Consider the following 23,267-nt stretch of genomic DNA (forward strand, 5'->3'; position numbering starts at 1 on the left):
CTATTACAAATTATCTAGAATACTATCCATTACCCAACTGGTATGTAAGGCAGTTTTTCCTGTAGACGGATGCCGTTGCCCTTTTAATAAATCTGCTTTTAGGTTTTCAACATGAAACTGTTGCACATGTTCTGGGTGTTCTATAAACAGTCGTTTTTCACCCATTTCATTCTCTAATACAACATCGGCATCCTCAAAAACAGAAAAACTAATTTTGCCTTCACTACCATAAATTTCAACGCTGTCTTCTCTTTGTTGGGTTCCAAAATTCCATGTTCCAGAACCTGTTATTCCGTTTTCATGAAACCAATGCCCAGTAATAGCATCTTTTGCCGTATAGAGTCCTTGTTGATTAACGGCCGTACCGGAAGCGCTTTCAAAATCACCCAATAAAAAAGCAAAGAGATCTAAGCCATGACTGGCCAAATCATCAAAATATCCTGCTGGAGCCACTTTTGCATCGGTTCGCCAATTGTACTCACCGCTCAAATCTACAGCATTGGCAGGCTTGCTCAAGAACCAACGAATGTGACGTACTTCACCTATTTTATCTGCATCCAGCCACTCTTTCACCTTTAAAAAACGAGGCAACGAACGGCGATAATAAGCAACAAACAAAGGCAAACTCTTATCTTCAAAAGCATTTTCAATTTCAAGGCTTTCTTCATAGCTAGGCGCCATGGGTTTCTCAATACAACAAGGCTTGCCCGCCTCAGCTACTTTTAACGCATAATATTTGTGGGAATCCGGAGGGGTAGCAATATAAACAGCATCTACTTCAGGGTCATTTATAAGGGCCTCCGCATCTGAGTAATACTTGGCCACACCATGCCTTTTAGCATAGTCGGCTGCCTTGGCTTCATCTCGACGCATTACGGCAGTTACTTCAAAACCTTCCGTCTTTTGATAGGCAGGTCCGCTTTTCACTTCGGTTACGTTACCGCAACCCAGTATGCCCCACCGAATTTTTGTTTTATGCGCTGTTTCTTCCATATAGCCCGACTTTGAATCCGTAGTAAAAATAACGGATTTAACGACAGCTTGTCATCAGCAATGAAACTATTTCAACAAGTTTTTAACCCAATCAAATACCAATAAAGAATTAAAACCGAACCGTTGCCCCGAACAGGAAATTAATTCCCGCTTGCGGATAATACCCTGCTCCTTCAAAAGTCTGTACCGAGCCCGAACTATCGTCATCATAGGTATAGAAATAACCATTTGAAACAATATCCTCATCAAAAATATTATTTACCAAAGCGGACAAAGTAATACTCTTTATAACCGATTTAAAATCAAGAACGTACTGCACATTAAAATCAGTCTGTGAATACGCCTCCAAAACAGAATTTTCTGAATCTATATTACCCATATATTGCTCGCCTACATATTTAGACAATGCAGCTATTCGAAGGTTCTTAACGGGCGAATAAGCAATGCTATTACCAATAACCACATTTGGGGAATATGCAATATTGGTATTCCCTAACTCCTGAAGCTCTCCATCACGCTCAAAATAAAAGTCTAAGTTTTTATTTGAACTGATAGCAATGTTAGGTTGTATTTGCCACTTTTCGCCCAAAATAATATTAGCATCCAATTCTATACCTGCTCTATAGCTATCTCCCACATTTTCACGTAAAGGAGCCCCAACATCATTAAGTCCTCCTGTTAAAACCAACTGATCTTTGTACCTCATGTAATAGGCGTTGGCATTCAACTGAAAAGCATTGGAGACATAACGCCACCCTAACTCAAAGTCATTTAGTTTCTCTGATTTTGGGTTACCGCTTTCGTAATCGTTTCTATTAGGCTCACGATTGGCAACTGCATAGCTGAAATAGAAATTGTTGTTTCGGTTTAAATCAAACACCACTCCGGCTTTAGGGTTAAAAAAGTGAAACGTATCATCTACAAGCCCTGTTTCTTCTCCGTTTGCCAGATAGCCTACTCTCCTGTATTGAAGGTCTCCAAAGAGACTCCACTTATCGTTTAGTCCGTAATTTGCTTTAGTATAAAAATTGAAATCCGATTTATTGGAATCGTCTTCATAATACCTATCACGAATCTGACTACCTCCTGCATAGCGTGCCCAAATGATTTCCCCAAAGTGATCACCTTGGTATGAATTCCAACCTCCACCTAAAATAACATCTAAACGGTCTTTGCTATAATTAGCTGAAAAAACCGCACCATAGAACTCATTATCTAGCCAACGACGACGAATTAAATCAGTTGTATTTATGGAATCTCCATCTACTATAATCGGCTCAAAACCATAGGTAGCAAATTTATCCTCTTGTTTGTACTGCTCAAAAAACCCGCTACCTTTTGTAAAGTGAAATGCTATGTTGGTACTCCAATTATCCGAAATTTTTTGATTCCACAGAAGTTGCGCGTGGTTCTGCTTATAATCATCTACCTCATTATCATAATACCGCTCTACCCCATTCTCATCCTCATAAGCTCCTGCCGAATTATACGTCCTGTTCTCTTTTAAAGTTTGTGCATCTATTCCGTTCCACGATTGATAAGTAATTTCATGTCCTCCAAAAAGCAAAGCTTTTAATTGCGTTTTATCATCTGTGTAAGCCGCCTGTAGAAAATACGAGTCTAAATCCGAGGAAGCTCTGTCCACATACCCGTCTGAAGTTATTCTAGACAGCCGGCCTGAAATTTCAACATGGTCATTGAGCAATCCTGTACTAAACTTCACATTATTTCTAAGGGTTTTAAAACTCCCAACTGAAGATGAAATTTGAGCATACGCTTCGTCCGAAACGGCATCCGTCAATAAATTAAGACTAGCACCAAAAGCACCAGAACCATTTGTAGACGTACCCACACCACGTTGCAATTGCAAACTTTCTGTAGAGGATGCAAAATCTGGCATGTTTACCCAAAACGTACCATGGGATTCAGAATCATTATAAGGTATACCGTTTATAGTAACATTTACCCGTGTATTATCACTACCCCGCACACGAATGCCCGTATAACCAACACCTGCACCGGCATCTGAGGTAGTTACCACTCCTGGCAAGAAGTTCATAAGAATAGGAATATCCTGACCCAAGTTACGTGACGCGTATTCTTCTTTCTTTAGATTGGAAAAAGTTACCGGAATTTCTTTATTGACTCGTATGGCAGAAACAAAAACCTCATCTAGGCTTATTTTCTTGCCTTCAACAGAATCAATTTTTTCTTCTTGTGCGAAAATTTGGGTCGCCATTACTGAACAGACGAAAAACATAAAAAAATATTTCATTCGTATACATTAGCTACGAATAAAAGGGGCGTTATTCTTATTTTTAAATTGAATTTGTCCGATTACGGACCTGCATAAATATTCCAAGAAGTGAAAACTTCACTATTCCCTTGACAGCATTATCCGTCCAGGTTCATTGGGTATAATCTCAGCTTATCTTAAAATAGTTAAAAAGCATTGTACGCCTCTACTATGGTAAGAATTAGCACCCCTTTGAGATGCGGCAAATATACCTCTGTCTACTTACATATCATAACTATTTGATAAAAACACGTACTTATTGAGGTTCTAAGATTTATATGAGACAATAATTAACGCTTATTTGTAAACCCTACGCCCTTTATATACGTATTTTTAGAAACACTTTTGTGCAATACACGAACATGGTAAACGCTTCTAGAAAATCTAAAAATAAGTTCACCTTAAAGATTGTTACCAGCTATCTAATTTTAGCATTGTTGGCAGCAGGTGTTGGCTATTTTATTTATACCGAGATACAAACTTATATTTCTACGGAAACTGCAGATGTCAACGATGAGAAATTGCTTCGTACAAGCTCATTAATGACCAATCTATACGAAGCGGAAAGCCTGTCTAAACTGGCTTTGCAAAGCAACATAAAAAGTAATTTTGATTCTTATGCGCTCAAGATTGATTCTATACAGGTTCAAATTGACACCCTAAAACAATTGATGTTGGGCGAGGAGCAAAAGAATTTATTGGATAGCCTTCAAGTTTTATTGAGCGAAAAAGTAAACAATAACAATGAATTACGGGAACTAAAAATCAAGAACAATTCTGCAAACTCTTTGGACAAAGCCCTCAAAGAATTTGAAAAAATTGAAGAATCATTCGGCAAGTTTTCCGCTGAAAATCTTTTTACAGATTTTGACCAATTATCCCCTAAAGTTCAGAATTCTCTTAGGGACTATGCCATTCTAATCAACAAGAACGCCCCAAATTCTGACGACAACACTCAAAATGCAGCCTATGTAGATTCTATTTTGAACGTTTCAAAATCTATGCTAAGAAGGGCAAAATTGGCAGATACTAGATCACAACGATCCTTAGCGCAGAAAGAAATAGAGGTAAACCGTAATGACCTTGAACTTTCTCGCCAGCTGCAAAATATTATCGCTGCCTTTGAAAAAGAAATTATCTCTAGTAGTTATAATACCAGTATCATTAAACGAGAAACACTAAAAAGAACTACCCGAATTGCCGGTATAGCCGCTCTCTTAGGTTTCGTGATTGTTGGTATATTCTCTTTCCTAATTACTAGGGACTATTGGAAGGTGCAGACCTACAGAGTGCGATTGGAGAAAGAGAAAAAGTTCTCAGAGTCACTATTAAAAAGTAGAGAGCAACTAATTTCAACAGTAAGCCATGACCTCCGTACACCTCTAAATACCATTAGTGGTTATTCTGAACTGCTAGAAAGCACCGAACTCTCTCGGAAACAAAATGGATATGTAAAAAATGTAAAATCAGCTTCGGAGTATGTAGGCAATTTGGTAAATGATTTATTGGACTTCTCAAAACTGGAAGCAGGAAAGCTCAAAATTGAAAACGTGCCTTTTATACCAGCACACCTTATTCAAGAAACCGCTGAGAACCTCCAAGCATTACATGCTAACAAAGGACTAAAGCTAGTTCTGGAAATAGCTCCGCAACTACAACAAACTGTACTGGGAGATCCTTTCAGGATTAGGCAAATACTAACCAACCTTATGGGTAATGCCTTTAAGTTTACTGAGGAAGGTGAAATTAGGATTACCGCCACTGCCGCAAAAGGCAAAGACAAAGCCATTTCTGCTAAAATTCAGGTATCGGATACTGGCATTGGTATCGCCAAAGAAAAACAACATCTAATTTTTAAAGAGTTCACACAAGCGGATAACGATACCGACAAAAAATTTGGAGGGCACGGTTTAGGGCTCACCATCTCCAAAAAACTGGCGGAACTTCTTAAAGGTAAATTAACCCTTGAAAGTAAACTTGGCTCTGGAAGCACATTCTCATTACAGCTACCACTAGAGGTTACAGACGCCGTAGAAAAACCAAGTAAAGAGATGCCCTACATGGCACCAAAGCTGCGCATGCTCATTATAGATGATGATACGGCTCTTTTACACATGTTACGCGAACTGGCGGAAAGTATGGGTATTACCGCACATACCTTTACTAATTTCCTATCCATTGAAAAAGATTCTCATTTAGCATATGACATTGTACTAACAGATATTCAAATGCCGCAAGTGACCGGTTTTGAGGTTCTCAAAAAATTACAATCAGGAGATTACAAGCACTATAACGATCAACCTATAGTGGCTATGACCGGAAGAAGAGACTTAGGCCCGGAAGCTTACATAGGTGTTGGATTTTCTCAGGTATTGCAAAAGCCTTTTTCTAAAGGTGAACTGATTGCAACCCTAAAATTATTAGGCATAGCCACGCAAAAAGAAGAACCAAAAGAAGAAAAAACAGAGGTAGCCGAGCAAGAACCCAAATTGTATAATCTTGATATTATTCATTCCTTTTTAGGTACAAATGAAGACGCGATTCAAGACGTATTACGTACATTTTTAAGTGATACAGAAACTAATATGAAACTTCTTGAAGAAACGGTTACTGCTAAGGATTACCCACAAGTAAACCAAGTTGCTCACCGTATGTTACCCATGTTTAGACAGCTTAAGGTCGAAAACTGTGTATCTATATTAGAAAAAATGGAGCTAGGCACGCCGGAGAATTTTGACCCGGATATGCTACTCAATTCACTAAAAGTCTTGAAACACCATGTTAAAGAACTAGTAGCGGAATTGGAAGAGCGCTTAGCTACAAGTCCAGATTATAATGGTTGATTTTATTGTAAAGCGTTTTTCTTGTCACCTGAAGTAGTTTTGCCGCTTTTGATTTGTTGAAATTCGTCTTTTTCAAGGCTTTAATAATTCGGTCTTTTTCAAATTCTGATTTGGAAAAGTTCTCAATCGTAGTTTCCTTTTCTTGTGGCTGAAGTACCTCTCTTGGCAAGGCATCCATTTGCACCTCATCTCCCATAGTCAGCAAGACGGCACGTTTTACCACGTTCTGTAATTCTCTTAAGTTACCAGGCCAATGGTACTGCTGAAAAGCCTCCCAAACCTCAGCTGAAAATCCGTCTACACTTTTATCCAAACTAGCATTTGCCTTGTTCAAAAAATTCTCAGCAAACAACATTAAATCTTCAAATCTATCTTCTAAAGAAGGTATTTGGATTGAAAATTCGTTCAATCTATGAAAAAGGTCTTCTCTAAAAGTTCCTTTTTCCACAGCTTCGGTCAAATCTTCATTGGTAGCAGTAATAATGCGCAAATCCACATCAATTTCTTTGGTACTACCTACACGTTTTATTTTTCGCTCTTGAAGCGCTCGAAGCAATTGTATTTGGTTCTCATAAGAGAGGTTACCTACTTCATCCAAAAATAAAGTTCCCTTATTAGCGGCTTCAAAATTTCCTATTTTATCTTCTACAGCGCCTGTAAAACTTCCTTTTATGTGCCCAAAGAATTCACTAGTTGCCAGCTCTTTGGGAATTGCACCGCAGTCTACTGCTATAAAATTGAAGTCTTTTCTTTTACTATTGTTATGAATAGCCCTAGCTGTCACTTCTTTACCCGTACCGCTCTCGCCAGTAATTAAAACTGACATATCTGTAGGGGCTACTAATTTTATATAATCTTCAAGTTTTTTAGAAGCATCACTAACGCCTTTAACTATAGTACTCACAACTGTTTTTGAGGCAACTGGTTTTGTACTTATTTTCTCTGGATTTCCATCCAACGCTTGCTCTACATCCGGACTTACTTGGGTTGTGGTTGTCTCTACTTTTAGAGCATTATCTAAAATCATTACGATTTCATCTGGAGTAAAGGGCTTTGAAATATAATCGAAGGCCCCTTTTTTCATTGCATTAACGGCCGTACCCACTTCGGCATAACCCGTCATTACCACTACTTGAGTCTTGGGGCTTACCGCTTTTATATCGGTCAATAATTGTATACCGTCATAATCGGGTAAACGTAAGTCGGTCAATATCAAATCAAAATTGGTTTTCCCGAATTTTTCTTTGGCATCTGGCGCAGTAAAGCTGGTCTCTACTTCGTAACCGTGTCTTGTCAAAAACTTTTGGAGCATCTGACAAAATGCGGCATCATCTTCAATGATTAAAAGGTTTGGCATAAAAGCATTCTAGTGTTCTGTATCTATCTACGTAAAAATAACACAAGAAAGCTCTTTCTTCTCTAAATTTATCATAAAAGATACTTTTAGAAAGAAGTTAAAACACAAAAAAAGGAACCGTTATAGCACGGTTCCTTTCTCAAAATTGGTTCGGAATTTCTTCCGACAATTTAATACTTCTTATTGTTCAACAGCATTACCTTCTTCGTCAACGATAAGTGCTCCTGAAGTACCATCTTCTAAAGAAACTTCCAATTTGTATTGGTTAGCTTCATTCTTAGCTGCTGCATTAATAGTAGCACCTGGGTAATTAGTTTCAACCATTGCAGTCACTGCCTCTGGAACTTCTTCTAAAGCTACTTCAGAAAAAGCATCTTGAGCTACGGCTTCTGTTGCTGTTTCAGCAGCTTCTGTTGCTTGCTCTTCTTGAGCAAATGCAGTTAAACTTCCTAGTGCGAATACAGATGTTATGAATAATTTTTTCATGATATTATATTTTATATATGTGAATGATTAATAATGTTCTTGTAATTTGGGGAAATCCTAAGCGAATTCTTATTGCTCAATAGCGTTACCTTCTTCGTCAAGGATAAGTGCTCCTGAAGTACCATCTTCTAAAGAAACTTCCAATTTGTACTGGTTAGCTTCATTTTTAGCTGCTGCGTTAATAGTAGCACCTGGGTAATTAGTTTCAACCATTGCAGTAACTGCTTCCGGAACTTCTTCTAAAGCTACCTCAGAAAACTCTTCTTGAGCTACGGCTTCAGTTGCTGTATCAACAGCCTCAGTTGCTTGCTCTTCTTGAGCGAATGCAGTTAAACTTCCTAGTGCGAATACAGATGTAATAAATAATTTCTTCATAATGTTCTATTTTTATATATGTGTATAATTAATGGTAATGTGTTTTTATTTTAATGGGACTCTAAAGCAAATTCTTATTGCTCAACAGCGTTACCCTCTTCATCAACAATAAGCGCTCCTGAAGTACCATCTTCTAAAGAAACTTCCAACTTGTACTGGTTAGCTTCGTTTTTGTGTGCTTTGTTGATTGTTGCTCCTGGGTAGTTAGTTTCTACCATTGCAGTTACTGCTTCCGGAACTTCTTCTAAAGCTACTTCAGCAAAAGCATCTTGTTCTTGAGCTACAGTTTCAGTTGTTGCGTCAACAGCTTCTGTTGCTTGCTCTTCTTGAGCAAATGCAGTTAAACTTCCTAGTGCGAATACTGATGTGATAAATAATTTTTTCATGATATAAAGGTTTTAAGTTTATTACTAATTGATTTCCCTTTGTATATAGAAAATATGATACCAACATTCAACAAAATCACAAAATATCTGTAAATCAATATGTTATGAATTATTTCGATTTTAAAAAGTGTGTATTATTGTGAAATTCTATTTCATTTGGGTAATAATTCCACAGTTATCACTTTACACAATTCAATTTTTAATCGAAACGAATTTTTACGCTATAAGCATTCACTTCATTTTTATTTTAAAACTTTTCTCCTTTTACCAATAAACCGCTCCTATAAAAACTAAAAATTCCGGTCGAATAAACTCGCCAGAAGGTTCTCTTTTAATACTAGTAAAATGTGGGTTGTGTATTCCTTTTTATTTCAAGAGATTTTATCTAGAATAAACCGTTTCAATTCATTTGCAGTAATTGAGCGACGTGGACTCAATTAGTTATAAAAACCATGAGTTTATTAATAATACGTTTTCGACTTATATCTTCAGTATAGGGGATACACGACATATATAAATATAGAAAGGGGCTGCAAATGCAACCCCTTTCTGACCAAACCAACTTGATACAAAACAAATAACTCAAGTTATTTACATTTCAATCCAGTTACCATTTTCGTCAGCATATAAAGTACCAGCTGTACCATCTTCTAGAGATACTTCTAATTTGTACTGACTTGCTTCGTTTGAATATGCCTTATCTATAGATGCTGTAGGATAGTTTTTAGAAACCGCTGCAGTTACTGCTTCTGGTAATTCGTCAGCAGAAACTTCAGAAAAATCATCTTGAGTAGCTGCTACTTCCTCTGTTGCTGATGCTTCAACGTTTTCAATTACTGTTACTTCTTCCTGAGCAAAACCTGAAAGACTACCTAGAGCTAAAACTGCTGTGATAAATATTTTCTTCATAATCGTTTTCTTTATTTTAATATTCTGATTAGTGTATAGAAATAATGATACCAAAAACATATTTTTATATAACTATCTGATTTATAGATTTTTAATTAAAATCACTCGTGTTTAAAGTGTGTAATTGTGTGTATTTATAGATAAACATTGTGTAAAATATACACGAAATACCATTTGCTATATGAATAACAGGGCTAAACCATTTATTTCAAAAAAAAGAACTGTTTCAAGTTGAATATCTCAAAACCCTACAGCAGTTATGCACCTAACCTCATTTTTCGGCCGGAAATAAAAAAAACAAAAAGTCCCGTCTTCATATGAAGACGGGACTTTTCTACTAACTTTTTAACTATAATAGTTAAATAAGGATACTCTTATTTTTCAATCCAGTTACCTTCAGCGTCAGCGTACAATTCAGCTGTTTCACCATCTTCTTTAGCAACTTCCAATTTGTACTCAGCCTCTTCGTTCATGTAAGCTTGAGAAATTGTTGCACCTGGGTGAGCAGCTTCTAGAGCTTCAGAGATAGCAGCAGGAACTTCTTCCACAGCTACTTCAGCATATGTATCTTGAGCTTCAGCAACCTCAGTTACTTCAGTTGCTACTTCTTCTACTACTGTTTCTTCTTCTTGAGCAAAAGCAGTCATTGTACCTAAAGACAATACTGCAGCAAACATTAAATTTTTCATTTTGTGTGTGTTTTGATGTTATTATTTGTTTTGATAATCATTTAATATAGAGAGAAAATGATGCCAATTAGCTCAACAACACTTTAAAACACTGACAACCAATACGTTAAACATAGTTTACTGAATAACAGACATGTATACAGGTGTGTAAAAACTAAAAAAAGTGTGTAAAAAATACACACTTTCTAAGTAAATAATTATTTGAGTTACTAATATAGCAACCTATTATACCTGATGTGCAGGTCTTAACAAGTCGTTTACTGTCTTTACAGGGTTGAAAGTAGAAGAAGGCACCTCTACAAAAATAGTATTCCAAAAAGCCATGGCACCGTTCCATAAACCCGGAAGCTCCAAGGCCTTCAACTCTCTACCTTCTTTTGTTTTACCGGTAATGAAACCTTGCTTTACATCTACAAAGTTCATGAGATTGTATTTCTCTCCTTTATAATTCTTAACGGCACAAACCAAATCTACAGGATTAAAGTGTGTAGAATTCTTAAGAATACTGGCCTGTTGCTCCTTATCCATATCTATTTGGGCCGATTCAATAATTTGAAGTGATATATTACCGTTCCTGTCATTAATCCAAAACGGACCACCACCTGGCTCACCTTCGTTTACTACCATACCACAAATACGTATAGGTCTATTGATTTTATCTTTTAAAATCTCTATTTGTTCACCTATGCTAAAACCAGAAAAATTATCAGAAAAACGAACATTAAGGTCACTTTCTAAAAAGCTTTTGATTTCATCTAACTGATCTGCAGTAAGCTCATCCGTATCTAAATTCTTGGCGTAAGCAAATGCTTTTTCCTGAGCTGTAATAAGAACACCTGCCAATATCTTTTTACTATCCGCAACCTCTGTTGCAAATTTTGGCACCGTAACATTATCAATATTCTTAATAAAAATGATGTCCGCATCCTGTTCATTCAAGTTCTCTATTAGAGCACCATGACCACCTGGCCTAAACAAAACGGAACCATCACTATTTCTAAAAGGTTCATTCTGCATATCTACGGCAATCGTATCCGTAGAAGGCTTTTGATTGGAATAACTAACGTTAAAAGAAGTTTTGGTAGCTGTAGAAACACGGTCTTTTACGGTATCAAACTCCGTATTGAACATATCTCCGTGTTGCTCGCTTATCGTAAAATGCAACTCTGCCGTATCTCCTGTTTTAGCATAAACTGAAGCTTCTTTTAAATGTTCTTCAAAAGGCGTTGCCGTATGGTCTCCATAATTATGGAAAGGCAACAATCCCTTTGGAAAGAAACCATAGTTTAAAGCGTCTTCTGACATCATTTCTTTTACAAAAAGATAGACCTCTTCATCTTTAGAAGACGTTTTACCAGCAATACGTTGTTTTACCAAATCATAAAAAGCAAAGTTGGTCATACCCTCCGAAAAATCTTTTAGGGCTTTATCTCCTGTTCGCTCAAAATAAGCTTCTAAGGTTTCATTAGCTGGATTGTACGCATCCAAAAAGTTGAACAAAGCCTTAAACATACGTGATGCCGCACCAGAAGCGGGCACAAACTTCAACAAAGACAAATTGCTTTGTGAGGCGTCAAACTTTTGTATCAAAGCTTTTTCTTCCGCTTCGGTAAATTTTGAAAGACCTTCACCAACGGTAGCGGCCTTTTCCAATTGTACAAACGGAATACCCTCTTTAAAAGTTTCTATTTGGTCATGTACCTTTTTTTCTGAAATCCCTTTTTTGGCTAGTAATGCCAAATCATTTTCTGTTAGTGTCATCTAATCTTTTCTTCAATAATTTATCTATATGCTCTACGGCAGTTTCCAAGCGTTCTTTTCTATCGCCCTTCAATATAATAAAATTACGATCATATTTTTCCAGTGTTTCCTTAAAGTGTAAGAACATTCGTTCGCGTTCATTTGGCTTATCCCTTAAATCATCGCCTACCCAGGGCACATCTATATAAGTAAGCAAATACAAATCATAATGATTATTTAATGCATGTTTCTCCAAAGCAGGGTCACAATACCCAAGGTAATATGCTTCTGAGTATACTTTGGTCTCTAGTAAATCGGTATCGCAAATTAGAACGTCAGAAGCTTTTTTTGCCAATTGATTTTCTAACTTCATCTGCCCTTCGGCAATGGGCAACAAATCTTTAGGCTCGCAGGTCTTGCGTTCGTTATTCCACTTATCTTGTAAGTACTCTCTTGCATACTCCGGCACCCAAACTGTATTGTAATACCGTGCCAACTGATCGGAAAGTGTGGTCTTACCCGTAGATTCCGGACCAAACAGCACTACTTTAACAACGTCTGAGGGCTCTTGTTCAAACTTTTTTTCCATGCGAGATAACCGTAAACCGCAATAATCGTAAACAGAAAGTATTGCAGGGAGGTAAATATAAGGCCTTTGTACCAATAAAGGGGAACGCTAATAATATCGCCAATAATCCAATACACCCAATTCTCAAGTTTTTTCTTAGCCATAAGCCACATACCTACAAAGAAAATGGCGGTGGTTATTGTATCTACATATGCCGTCCAACTATTGAATTTATCAAAAAACAAATAGATCAGGCATACCAAAATAACGGTCGCTACAAATAGCAGTACAGACCACTTCTTTTCTGTATTGGTGGTGCGTGTGATAGGAATAAAATGGGTTTCATCAACTTTCCTCGTCCATATATACCAACCGTAAATACTCATAGAAAAATAGTAGGCATTTATAAGCATATCACCTAAAAGTCCAAAAACCAATAGGATATAAACAAAAACAGCCGTGCTAATTATCCCAGTAGGAAAAACAAGAATGTTCTCTTTTTTGGAGAACCAGACGCTAAGAAAACCAAAGATGACTCCAATAATTTCTAAAACCACTAAATGTGTGGCTGTCCCGTCATACTGTGCAAATATCCAATCAAAAAAATGGCTCATACTCGCTTCGGTCAGACTTTACTATTTTCATAAATAACAGCCCCTTATCCATTAATTCAAAAGCTTCTTTTATATCACTCTTAAGGACACTCATCACTTGATCATAATCTCCATACACCTGAGTACTCAAAGGATTTTCCAAAACCATAAGACCTGAAGCGCGCAGTTTTTTAATAAAGTTTATGATGTGCTCCTCAAAGTCATCCTGTAGAGGGGAAAAGGTAAGTTCTACCGATATGTCCATTTTTTTAATTATTTAAGGTTTAAGAAATGATAAGCTTTAGTTTGAAACAGTAGCTTTTAGCTCTTTAAAGCGTAGACACAGGTAAATCCTTCAAATTCCATGAACCGTATTTGGTAGATAGACAAATCACCATGGTATAAAATTTCGGCAGTAGTAGCTGCACTATCAAAAGTGAAATCCTTAACATTAATATGATGGATAAAACTTATACCCTGTTGAGCATATATTTTATAAAGTGCCTCTTTGCTACCCCAAACAATTGTTAGTTTTCGTATTAAGGCATCTGTATTGGCAATGGTCCGGTATTCTTCAATGGGGGTAAACTTATGGGCAATACGCAGTATTTTCTCCCTTTGCATTTCAATATCAATGCCCACTTCATGTTTGGCACTTACAATAATGCCCGTAAAGTGATTGGAATGCGTAATGCTTATTTTTTTTCCATCCTTCAAATGTGGTTTTCCAAATTCGTCATAAAACAAATCAGCATCCACATAACCGGCCTCCGCCATTAAATGCCTGATGCTCAAGAAACCCCTGCGATGAAGTTCTGATTTCATGCCATCCATTCGGTTTTGGCAGTGTGGGGTCAGGTCAATTCCTTTAGAAAGCTCCTGTTCTGATTCAGTTACCTTCCAAATGTACACCTTGGTGTCCTTATTTACCTTTACTATCTTATAAAGAGGCATATGGTTCTATACGTTTTTCTTAACTTTGCAACCACAAATAGCTGTTTAGCTAATATAACGAAAGTAAAAAATAAAAAAGAATATGGATACCAAAACTGTTTCTTATGTGCCTTATAAGGTAAAAGATATTTCTTTGGCGGACTGGGGAAGAAAGGAAATTGAACTTGCAGAAGCCGAAATGCCAGGTCTTATGGCATTACGTGAAGAGTACGGAGAAGAGCAACCTTTAAAAGGTTCGCGAATTGCCGGATGTCTTCACATGACCATTCAAACAGCCGTTCTTATTGAAACCTTGGTAGCCTTGGGTGCGGATGTTACTTGGAGTTCTTGTAACATTTTCTCTACACAAGATCATGCCGCTGCTGCAATCGCTGCTGCTGGCATACCTGTTTACGCATGGAAAGGTCTAACGGAAGAAGAATTTAACTGGTGTATTGAGCAGACTTTGTTCTTTGGCGAAGAGCGCGAGCCTTTAAATATGATTTTAGATGATGGTGGTGATCTTACCAATATGGTATTGGATGACTACCCTGAATTGGCCGCAGCCATTAAAGGACTTTCTGAAGAGACTACTACTGGTGTTCACCGTTTATACGATCGTGTAAAAAAAGGCACATTACCTATGCCTGCTATTAACGTAAACGACTCGGTTACAAAATCGAAATTCGATAATAAATACGGATGTCGCGAAAGTGCCGTTGATGCTATTCGACGTGCTACAGATACTATGCTTGCCGGTAAGCGAGTTGTAGTTGCTGGTTACGGAGATGTTGGTAAAGGTACCGCTGCTTCTTTTAGAGGAGCTGGATCAATTGTTACCGTTACTGAAATCGACCCAATATGTGCGCTTCAAGCATGTATGGACGGTTTTGAAGTTAAAAAACTGGAAACCGTTGTAGGTACTGCGGATGTTGTTATCACTACAACAGGTAACAAAGACATCATTCGCCCGGAGCATTTTGAAGCGATGAAAGACAAAGTTATTGTTTGTAATATTGGCCATTTCGATAATGAAATCGATATGACTTGGTTGAACAATACTCACGGAGCTTCTAAAGATGAAATTAAACCACAAGTAGACAAGTATACTATTGACGGTAAAGATATCATCGTTTTAGCAGAAGGTCGTTTAGTGAACTTAGGTTGTGCTACTGGTCACCCAAGTTTTGTTATGAGTAATTCATTTACAAACCAAACCTTGGCACAGATAGAGCTTTGGAAAAACAGCGACAATTACAAAAACGAAGTATACATGCTACCAAAGCATTTAGATGAAAAAGTAGCTGCTTTGCACCTATCCCGTTTAGGAGCTGAGCTTACAGAACTTAAGCAAGAACAAGCCGAATATATAGGTGTAACCGTAGAAGGTCCGTTTAAACCGGAGTATTACAGGTATTAGGCCTTCGCTTGCGCTCAGTCCTAATTCATGATAGAACTGCGCTTAGTCCTGATTTTACAGGCTGTTCACAAGCCTCGTATAAAATTCAAAACCTCACAGTAGACTGTGAGGTTTTTTTATAAGTCAAATTTTAATAAGGTTTATTCTATTCCTAACTTTCCCAAATCATAGAAGTAGAAATTCTTTTCATCGTTCATAGCAACGAAGAGACCGTTCTTAAAAGTCGCGTTCAACGGTACCGTTACAACCTCGCAGCCATCGGTTTCCAACGTTGAAAGATTAACAGCTTTGATAAACGCGTTCGTTTTTCTTGAATAAATATTGAACTGCCCCTTTTGCTGGTCAGACACAATTATATACCCTTCTCCATTGGCGTAGCTTGCTATGGCAATACCTTCAATATCACTTTTAAAATCATCGCCGCCAAAACAGCTGAGTTCTTCATTGCCCATTTCTGGCTCCGCATGGTATTTTCGTATGCAATGCTGTTCATCTGAATAATAAACAAAACCAAGTTCACTATCAACGGCTATGGCTTCTATTTCCTTTTTTCCACTGAATTTTCCGAATTCTCGAACCAATTCAATCTCTACGCTCCCATTCTGTTTAACCACCAGCTTATATTGATGTAAATACCCTTCGGCAGGTCCTACTTTACGCCCTACAATGGCATACATACTTTCATCCTTAGGTGATTTATACAAGCCAATACCCATGGGGAGTTTCATTTCAGGGTCTTTCTCATCAATGAAAACAGGAAAACCGCCGTTATCCAAAGGTGTCATATCCGGCACTGAAAATAAGCGAATCTGACTTCGCTCACGTTCGGCAAACATTAAAACATCAACCGTAGTAGAGTCGTTTATAACCAAACCATAGGCCACATCAACATTATTGGGCCGTTGTATGTTTCTAATCGTTTTTTCCTCAATGATTTTACCGTCGAGGTCAAACGCATAAATAGCACCGTTCGTTTCCTTATCCGTACCAAATACTATACTCTTTGATGCATCTGAGGGATTGACCCAAATAGCGGGATCGTCCGTGTCATTTATTGTTTTCTCGGTAATTATATTGGGAGCTATAGCCGGCAGCTTGCTGGTCTTACATGACTGGATAACCAACAGAATGATAAAAAGGGATAGTAATTTTTTCATGAATAGTATGTTATTGACATTTTAAGCAACGCCTTAAAGTGATGTTTTTATTAAATACTTACTTTTTAAAAAGGTCATATTTGAGGCCAAATGTCAATCGCCTACCATAAAATTCAACCTGCTGCGTACGATCTTTTACACTCTGAAAATAACGAAGTGGCTGATTGGTTATATTATTTAAATCCGCATATACACTCAAGCTATTGGTAATCTTAAAACTTGCATTAAAATCTAAGAAAAGTTGAGTATCATAATATCGGTCTTCAAATTCATTACCCCCTAGCTCATCAATATAAGAATCGGAAAAATTAGATGACAAACGGGCGGAGAATTTCTGGTCATTATAGCCTAACGACGCATTAAATGTATTGGGAGTCGTATTTGGCAAATCTACATCTTCGCGGTCTTCACCGTCTTCATTCTTTATACCATCCGCAGTAGAGGATATAAAAGTATAATTTAGATAAAGGCTAAAATTACGAGCGAATCCAGGCAGAAAATCCAATTGCCGTTGAAAAGCGAACTCAGCCCCAAAAATACGCGCACCATCACCGTTCAGAGGCTGAAAAATCTCAAACCCCTCAGTATCTTCCCCATAAAAATCATCTGTAGCCTCATCCCTGGAGAGGTATATAAAATTATCTATATTCTTATAGAAAAGCCCGCCAGACAGAATACCTACACTTTGGAAATAATGCTCCGCCATTAGGTCAAAATTCATAGATGTAGTCGCCTCCAAATCTGGATTTCCCAAATAGATTTCCTCATCGCCAGAAACAACATCTAGAGAGGGCACCAAGTCTTCATAATTTGGCCTAGCCAAAGTATTTGTCCATGCAAAACGTAGAATGGTCTCATCGCTAAGATTATATTTTAGATGAAGACCAGGCATAAAATTGGTGTATGAACTTTCCTCTTTTAATTCACCTATTAGATCTTCTTCATCAATAATACTGTTACCTACGGCCGTTACCTTTGTAGTCTCTAAACGGAGACCAAAGAGAAGATTCAATTTCTCGGTGATTTTTTGGTTGGTCATCGCATAAGCGGCATAAACATTTTCATCTACATTGAAATTCGCCCGTAAAAACTCGTCCGGTACGGATTCACCGTTTACCAAGTTCAAGCTCCCAAGCCATTCTTCATCAGCGAAAGGTCCTGCCAAATACTGGCTGCCAGCAAGGAAGTCGGAATCAGAAAGGTTTCGGACGGTCACATCTGCCAAGGTGGGAAAATCATCTTCCAAGTCATACTCAAAAAAATCATTGTCTCTTAGCTTTGTTTTAATTCTAGCCCTACCTCCAAACTTTATGGAACCATCTCCATTCCCAAAAAAATCAGAAGGTATTTCAAAATTCACAAACACATTAAAATCCTCTTCTTTGGTATATTGGTTTTCTTCAGTAACCTCATCATATTCAAAGTTTGATAAAGCAGCATCATTACTATTAACGGCAGTCATGAGTGGGTACCTAGAATTGGTATTATCATTGATAACTTCATATTCGTTGGCAAAAACGATATATCTCTCATTCAAACGTTCTTCGGAAGCCTTTGCAAAAGAAGTCATCCAATCCATTTTTAGGGCACCCCACAAATGGTTACCACCTAGACTGTAATTTTGCATTCGCTGGTCTTCCAAACGTCTATTTTTATTTCGGTTACTATCAATACCCCCTTTTGTTTCTCTGGTAATTTCCGCTGGAAAACGGGTCAAACTACCATTGTTAACCATAAAATCTCCCAACTCAATATCTTCTCCATCCAATATTTCACTCTGCAATGCAAATCGGTTTTCACGATCATCACGCCAGTTATAAATGGTTTTAAGAAAAATGGAATTGTTGGCATCAAAACGGTAGTCAAAATTAGCCGAAACACTGCGTCTAATACGTTGTACCAAATATTCCCGTTGCTCAAAAACACTCGTGTAAGGGTCAACATCCACTTCCTCTAAAATTGGCTCTCCTTCACCGTCATCTTCACCCGTGTAGTATTCAAATTCATCAGACCACTCGGCCTCTACGTTATCCGACCCAAAGTCATTGTCATTGTATGACGCGCTCGCCATCCATCCGAATTTACCATTAGTGCTTCTGTCTCCTATTAGAAAAGAGCCATTAATGATAGCTTTATCCGTAATGAAATTAATACCTGAACCCAATGTAGACGAAAGTCTAAACCCTTGCGGGGAAGTTCTAGTCACAAGATTTACCGAACCACCAAGGGCATCCGCATCCATATCTGGAGTAACCGCTTTACTCACTTCTATACTCTGAATCATATCTGCGGGAATCAAATCCATCTGCACGTTTCTGTTATCGCCTTCGGCCGATGGCACACGACTACCATTTAAGGAAACCGAATTTAACTGAGGAGATAGTCCGCGTACAATTATATTTCTAGCTTCCCCTTGATCCACTTGCATGGTTATTCCCGGAATACGCTTTACAGCATCACCAATATTAGCATCCGGAAACTTTCCGATTTGATCAGTGGCAACCACGTTGGTTATATTCATATTGGTCTTTTGGGTGTTCAGCGCTCTGGATTGACTTCCTAGCCCGTACCCTCTTACTTCCACTCCGTCTAACTCTAAAGTTTTTGGTGTTATAAAAATGGAAACCGATGTTGTTTCCTTTTCCTTTACGGAAACCTCTTGTGAAATATCTGCGTAACCTAAATATGAAATACTCAAAGTGTAATTCCCGGCCGGAATACCTACTAAAGAAAAGCGACCATCAAAGTCCGAGATAGCCCCTTTATTAAGAGTGGATATAATGACATTGGCTCCTGGAACGTTAATTCCGTTTTCATCGGAAATTGTCCCCTCTACATTACCCTGTTGAGCAGATAAGGCCGTACTAAAGCAGGCAACAAACAGCAATAAAGCTAAAAATTTGAATGCGTTTCTATAATTCATTTTGATTGGTTTTATACCTCCAAAAATATGTATATCAATCACATAGAGCGTTTCATAAAAGGAAACAAATAGGCAACATTAAAAGAAACGAGGGAAACAAGAAGGCAACATTAATATTAAGTTTACATTGAGCTTACCTAGCCGAAACACCTATCTAAAAACCCGTTAAAAAAGTGCTCAATTCTTCTTTTGCGCCTATAGGCAGTTTTTTACGCAAACGATATCTGGACACACGAACACTATCTGGTGTAAGCCGTAAAATTGCAGCAATTTCTTTAGAGGATAAATTCAATCGTAGCAAAACACTTAAACGCAATTCTGCAGGTGACAACGAACATAACGCCTTAGTATTGAGCAGTTCAATATACTCTGGATGAATCTCATTGAAAAAAGCCATAAACTCATCCCATTCATGCTCTTGCGATAAATTAAAATCGATTTCCTTGATCACCGTATTCAATTTCCTTTTTAAATCTACGTTGGATCGCACCAGACTGTTTCTCAAAGTTTGAGAAAGGTCCGAAAGCATTTTATTCTTTTGGGCCAAGTGCAAGCTGTACCGGGATAATGCGGAGTTTTTTAGATGTACTTCTTTCTGTAAATTCGCTTCCCCGGTCTTCTTATTTTCTAACTCTACCTCTAGAATACGCTTTTCATAACTGGCCAGTTTTTGACCTTCCTTACGTTTTCTTCGCAAAAACAAAAACCAGACAAAACCAATTACAGCCAATGCAACTAATGCACATACCAACACATACTTTTGAGCATCATCTATTTCCCCTTCGTGCAAGAGTTCCTTTATTTTCGTCTCCTTTTCTTTGGTATCATAAATTACCTGTAACGCACTAGCCTGATTAGCCCTATACCGTGCTTTATTTAGCTCGTCAATTTCTAAAAAGGTCAATAATTCTTGGTAAGCTCGGTCTTCATTGCCTATAAAATGGTATGTTTTTGACAAATCTTTATGAGCACTCGCCAGCTCCTCGGCATCATTGATTTGCTGGGCTATATGCAAAGACTGTTGGGTAAAATGCAGCCCCCTTTCAAACTCCCCCGTTTTCCTATAAACATCGCCCAAGTTATTCAAGATATTGGCTTGTGCTTTATCCGGTGTAGTATGGTACTTTAAAGCTGTTTCAAAATAACTGCGTGCTAATCCAAAATCTTCCAAATCTTCATAAATACTCCCAATGTTTTCGTTTACTAGAGAAACTCCATCTATATCGTCTAACTTCAAATACAGCTTAAGACTCTCTTTTTGATAATCTAGAGCTTTATCATAGTCGCCTTCTTTTTCGTAACAGGCACCCAAGTTACTTTTTGCTAAGGCAATTGCAGTATGGGCCTCTATTTTCTTTGCTTCTCGGATACACTTGTCAAAATGGATTATTGCAGATTCATAGTTCTTTAACTCCATATGAATGGCTCCCAGGCGATTGATAAGATTTACATATAAGGTATCGGGACCCTTCTTTTCCAATAAGATGATAGCCTTATTAAATTGGTCTAAAGCCTCTGTATAGACCCCCGTTTTTTGACAGAAATAACCCAATTCTGCGCGTGCGAGTGCTATATTTTTGGTGTTCCCCGTTTCTTTCTCCGCTTTAAGCTTTTGATTTAAGTCGGCATAGGTAACATTAATAATGACTTGACCTGAATATTGACACAGGGACAAAAAAGGAATAATTAGAAAACCTAAAAGAAAGAGTATAGTTCTGATTTTGTGACTCATAACAAGCAAAAGAATTTTGCAAGTTACTATGCTAACCTTGTAATTATATTACCTAAACATTAACTTAACGTATAAATAAAGCACAAAAAAACCCTATCCAATTAGATTGGAAAGGGTTTTTTATACGATAAAAGAAAGACTATTTAAGCCTCAAAAGGCTCAATGGAAACATAAGATTTTCCACCAGCTTTCTTTTCAAACTTTACTAGTCCGTCTACACGGGCATGCAATGTATGATCTTTACCGGCATACACATTCTCACCTGGATTGTGTTTTGTACCTCGTTGTCTAACGATGATATTTCCGGCAATAGCGGCTTGGCCACCAAAAATCTTAACGCCAAGACGTTTCGATTCCGATTCCCTACCGTTTTTAGAACTACCTACACCTTTTTTGTGTGCCATGATATTAGGTTTTTAAAAGTGCTTCCGTTAGTAAACTATAGGTTGCACAATATTTGATTATACTTTAAGGGGTTAGCAATTAAGCTTTACCACCGTCTAATTCGTCTTGCCATTTCTTCAACTCATCCCACTTACCTTCAGCAGCTAATTTAGCTTGTGCAGGCCATGTGTCAGTTACGTGGTTACCACGTACATCTGCAATGATTTCAGAAATTTTAGCAGCATCTGCTTTTGCCAATTCAGCAAATGTAGAAATACCTGCAGCAATCAAAGTCTCGGCAATTTTTGGTCCGATACCTTCAACTTTTTTCAAATCATCTGCTTTTGTTGCTTTTTTAGGAGCGGCCTTTGGTGCTGCTTCTTTTTTAGCAGGCTTCTCCTCTTTCTTAGGAGCAGCAGCTTTTTTACCACCTTTCGCAACGATACTCTCGATTACGATTTCGGTCAAAGCTTGACGGTGACCGTTTTTAACGCGGTACCCTTTACGTCTCTTTTTCTTGAAGACGATTACTTTGTCACCTCTTAGGTGTTTAATGACTTTTGCCTCAACAGTGGCTCCGTCTATAGCCGGGGCGCCAACAGTAACATTCGATCCGTCTGCTAAAAGAAGTACATTGTCAAAAGTTACCTTTTTACCTTCTTCTGTCTGTAAACGGTGAACATACACTTTTTGGTCTTTCGCAACTTTGAATTGCTGCCCTGCCATCTCTACGATTGCGTACATAATTGTGTATATATTAGTTTATTGTTTTCGCCTATTTTTTCAATAAGCGGATGCAAATATACGTCTAAATCGTTAACCCACAAGTGTTTTTTATATATTTTACCCTCATTTTTTGATGCCAAAGCACAAAAATAAAGCCGCAAATTATCTTTGCAGCTCCATTCGCTTTCTAATTCTGTTATTGTTTAATGGTTATTTACCAATTTCCGCTTAAGATTTCGGCTTGTTTTAAACAGTTGCATGAAGGACAAAGTCAACACCAATGATGTGGCAAAACCCATTATAGCAACGGTAAAGAAAACAATACCTTCAAAACTTTTATAATCATTGAACCAGGCGGTAGACAGTTGCTCTAAAAATGCTCCATTAAGCTCTGTACTGTAAAGTGCAAAGAAAATAGTGAAAACTAATGTCGCAACAAAACCGGTTACAAGACCGGCGGCAAACCCTTTTCCATAATCAAAACTATCTGGGTTCTTTAACTTAAAATACTTAATGGCCTCATAAATACCAAATGCGGTAATAACGCCATTAAAGAGACTAAAGAAAATATTGGTATGAAGGTTAAATAAGGAGAGTATCAAAAAATAAGCGATCAAGCAACCGCTAGTAGCGATTCCAAATCTAATGGGCTGTGCGAATTGTTTCATGTTATAAGTTTTTGAAATTCAATTCTTTAATTTACAAATTATTTTAAAACGATGCTACAAAAGCATGTTAATTAGAAGCAATAGAGTTA

Annotated in this window: 21 protein-coding genes; 2 read left to right on the forward strand and 19 right to left on the reverse strand. The window is 37.7% G+C overall.

Features of this window, described 5'->3' with window-relative positions; genetic code table 11:
* Window positions 1-3 precede the first annotated feature (3 nt).
* Window positions 4-993 (reverse strand): Gfo/Idh/MocA family protein, encoded by a 990-nt coding sequence (locus tag IWC72_RS04135; protein WP_194528912.1) that lies wholly within the window; start codon window positions 991-993, stop codon window positions 4-6.
* A 109-nt stretch (window positions 994-1,102) separates the two neighbouring features.
* On the reverse strand, window positions 1,103-3,268 hold the full coding sequence (locus tag IWC72_RS04140) for a TonB-dependent receptor (protein WP_194528913.1): 2,166 nt from the start codon (window positions 3,266-3,268) through the stop codon (window positions 1,103-1,105).
* 368 nt (window positions 3,269-3,636) lie between these two features.
* Between IWC72_RS04140 and IWC72_RS04145 the strand changes: the two genes are divergently transcribed.
* A complete protein-coding gene (locus tag IWC72_RS04145) occupies window positions 3,637-6,132 on the forward strand; it encodes a hybrid sensor histidine kinase/response regulator (protein ID WP_194528914.1) in 2,496 nt (831 codons plus the stop codon).
* On the opposite strand, the gene IWC72_RS04150 is transcribed toward IWC72_RS04145, so the two are convergent.
* From IWC72_RS04150 to IWC72_RS04200, 11 genes are all read right to left on the reverse strand, one after another.
* A complete protein-coding gene (locus tag IWC72_RS04150) occupies window positions 6,107-7,489 on the reverse strand; it encodes a sigma-54-dependent transcriptional regulator (RefSeq protein ID WP_194528915.1) in 1,383 nt (460 codons plus the stop codon). The two genes, IWC72_RS04145 and IWC72_RS04150, sit on opposite strands and share 26 nt — an antisense overlap.
* 180 nt (window positions 7,490-7,669) lie before the next feature.
* Window positions 7,670-7,975, reverse strand: a complete 306-nt coding sequence (locus IWC72_RS04155) for a hypothetical protein (RefSeq protein ID WP_194528916.1) — start codon at window positions 7,973-7,975, stop codon at window positions 7,670-7,672.
* Window positions 7,976-8,044: 69 nt separating this feature from the next.
* The gene (locus tag IWC72_RS04160; RefSeq protein WP_194524981.1) at window positions 8,045-8,350 is read right to left on the reverse strand and encodes a hypothetical protein; all 306 of its coding nucleotides are present in this window, start codon (window positions 8,348-8,350) and stop codon (window positions 8,045-8,047) included.
* A 74-nt stretch (window positions 8,351-8,424) separates the two neighbouring features.
* Window positions 8,425-8,736 (reverse strand): hypothetical protein, encoded by a 312-nt coding sequence (locus IWC72_RS04165; RefSeq protein WP_194524982.1) that lies wholly within the window; start codon window positions 8,734-8,736, stop codon window positions 8,425-8,427.
* Between the two features lie 591 nt (window positions 8,737-9,327).
* On the reverse strand, window positions 9,328-9,645 hold the full coding sequence (locus IWC72_RS04170; RefSeq protein WP_194524983.1) for a hypothetical protein: 318 nt from the start codon (window positions 9,643-9,645) through the stop codon (window positions 9,328-9,330).
* A gap of 374 nt (window positions 9,646-10,019) precedes the next feature.
* Window positions 10,020-10,322: a hypothetical protein gene (locus IWC72_RS04175; RefSeq protein ID WP_226979483.1), complete on the reverse strand. Its 303-nt coding sequence runs from the start codon at window positions 10,320-10,322 to the stop codon at window positions 10,020-10,022.
* Window positions 10,323-10,559: 237 nt separating this feature from the next.
* Window positions 10,560-12,095 (reverse strand): DUF4301 family protein, encoded by a 1,536-nt coding sequence (locus IWC72_RS04180; protein ID WP_194528918.1) that lies wholly within the window; start codon window positions 12,093-12,095, stop codon window positions 10,560-10,562.
* Complete coding sequence (locus tag IWC72_RS04185) at window positions 12,076-12,663, reverse strand: AAA family ATPase (RefSeq protein WP_194524986.1); 588 nt, start codon at window positions 12,661-12,663, stop codon at window positions 12,076-12,078. The genes IWC72_RS04180 and IWC72_RS04185 overlap by 20 nt, the downstream gene beginning before the upstream one ends.
* Window positions 12,618-13,256, reverse strand: a complete 639-nt coding sequence (gene pnuC, locus IWC72_RS04190) for a nicotinamide riboside transporter PnuC (protein WP_194528919.1) — start codon at window positions 13,254-13,256, stop codon at window positions 12,618-12,620. The genes IWC72_RS04185 and pnuC overlap by 46 nt, the downstream gene beginning before the upstream one ends.
* The gene (locus IWC72_RS04195) at window positions 13,240-13,500 is read right to left on the reverse strand and encodes a thiamine-binding protein (RefSeq protein ID WP_194524988.1); all 261 of its coding nucleotides are present in this window, start codon (window positions 13,498-13,500) and stop codon (window positions 13,240-13,242) included. The genes pnuC and IWC72_RS04195 overlap by 17 nt, the downstream gene beginning before the upstream one ends.
* 56 nt (window positions 13,501-13,556) lie before the next feature.
* Entirely contained in the window at window positions 13,557-14,189 is a 633-nt protein-coding gene (locus IWC72_RS04200; protein WP_194528920.1) for a 4'-phosphopantetheinyl transferase family protein, read from the reverse strand.
* 82 nt (window positions 14,190-14,271) lie between these two features.
* On the opposite strand from IWC72_RS04200, the gene ahcY reads away from it, so the two are divergent.
* On the forward strand, window positions 14,272-15,588 hold the full coding sequence (gene ahcY / locus IWC72_RS04205; protein WP_194528921.1) for an adenosylhomocysteinase: 1,317 nt from the start codon (window positions 14,272-14,274) through the stop codon (window positions 15,586-15,588).
* A 140-nt stretch (window positions 15,589-15,728) separates the two neighbouring features.
* Here ahcY and IWC72_RS04210 read toward each other — a convergent pair whose 3' ends face one another.
* The 6 genes from IWC72_RS04210 to IWC72_RS04235 all read right to left on the reverse strand — a co-directional run bounded on the left by IWC72_RS04210 (window position 15,729) and on the right by IWC72_RS04235 (window position 23,178).
* The gene (locus tag IWC72_RS04210; protein ID WP_194528922.1) at window positions 15,729-16,745 is read right to left on the reverse strand and encodes a phytase; all 1,017 of its coding nucleotides are present in this window, start codon (window positions 16,743-16,745) and stop codon (window positions 15,729-15,731) included.
* Window positions 16,746-16,803: 58 nt separating this feature from the next.
* Complete coding sequence (locus tag IWC72_RS04215; protein ID WP_194528923.1) at window positions 16,804-19,668, reverse strand: TonB-dependent receptor; 2,865 nt, start codon at window positions 19,666-19,668, stop codon at window positions 16,804-16,806.
* A 154-nt stretch (window positions 19,669-19,822) separates the two neighbouring features.
* Entirely contained in the window at window positions 19,823-21,400 is a 1,578-nt protein-coding gene (locus IWC72_RS04220) for a tetratricopeptide repeat protein (protein WP_194528924.1), read from the reverse strand.
* 143 nt (window positions 21,401-21,543) lie between these two features.
* Window positions 21,544-21,804 (reverse strand): 50S ribosomal protein L27, encoded by a 261-nt coding sequence (gene rpmA / locus IWC72_RS04225; RefSeq protein ID WP_099544685.1) that lies wholly within the window; start codon window positions 21,802-21,804, stop codon window positions 21,544-21,546.
* A gap of 79 nt (window positions 21,805-21,883) precedes the next feature.
* Entirely contained in the window at window positions 21,884-22,528 is a 645-nt protein-coding gene (rplU, locus tag IWC72_RS04230) for a 50S ribosomal protein L21 (RefSeq protein WP_194528925.1), read from the reverse strand.
* Between the two features lie 185 nt (window positions 22,529-22,713).
* Window positions 22,714-23,178 carry a DUF4199 domain-containing protein gene (locus IWC72_RS04235; RefSeq protein WP_194524992.1) on the reverse strand — a complete coding sequence of 155 codons (465 nt, stop codon included), beginning with the start codon at window positions 23,176-23,178 and terminating at the stop codon, window positions 22,714-22,716.
* Window positions 23,179-23,267: the final 89 nt, after the last annotated feature.

Source organism: Zobellia roscoffensis, from assembly GCF_015330165.1.
GTDB classification, from domain to species: Bacteria; Bacteroidota; Bacteroidia; order Flavobacteriales; family Flavobacteriaceae; genus Zobellia; species Zobellia roscoffensis.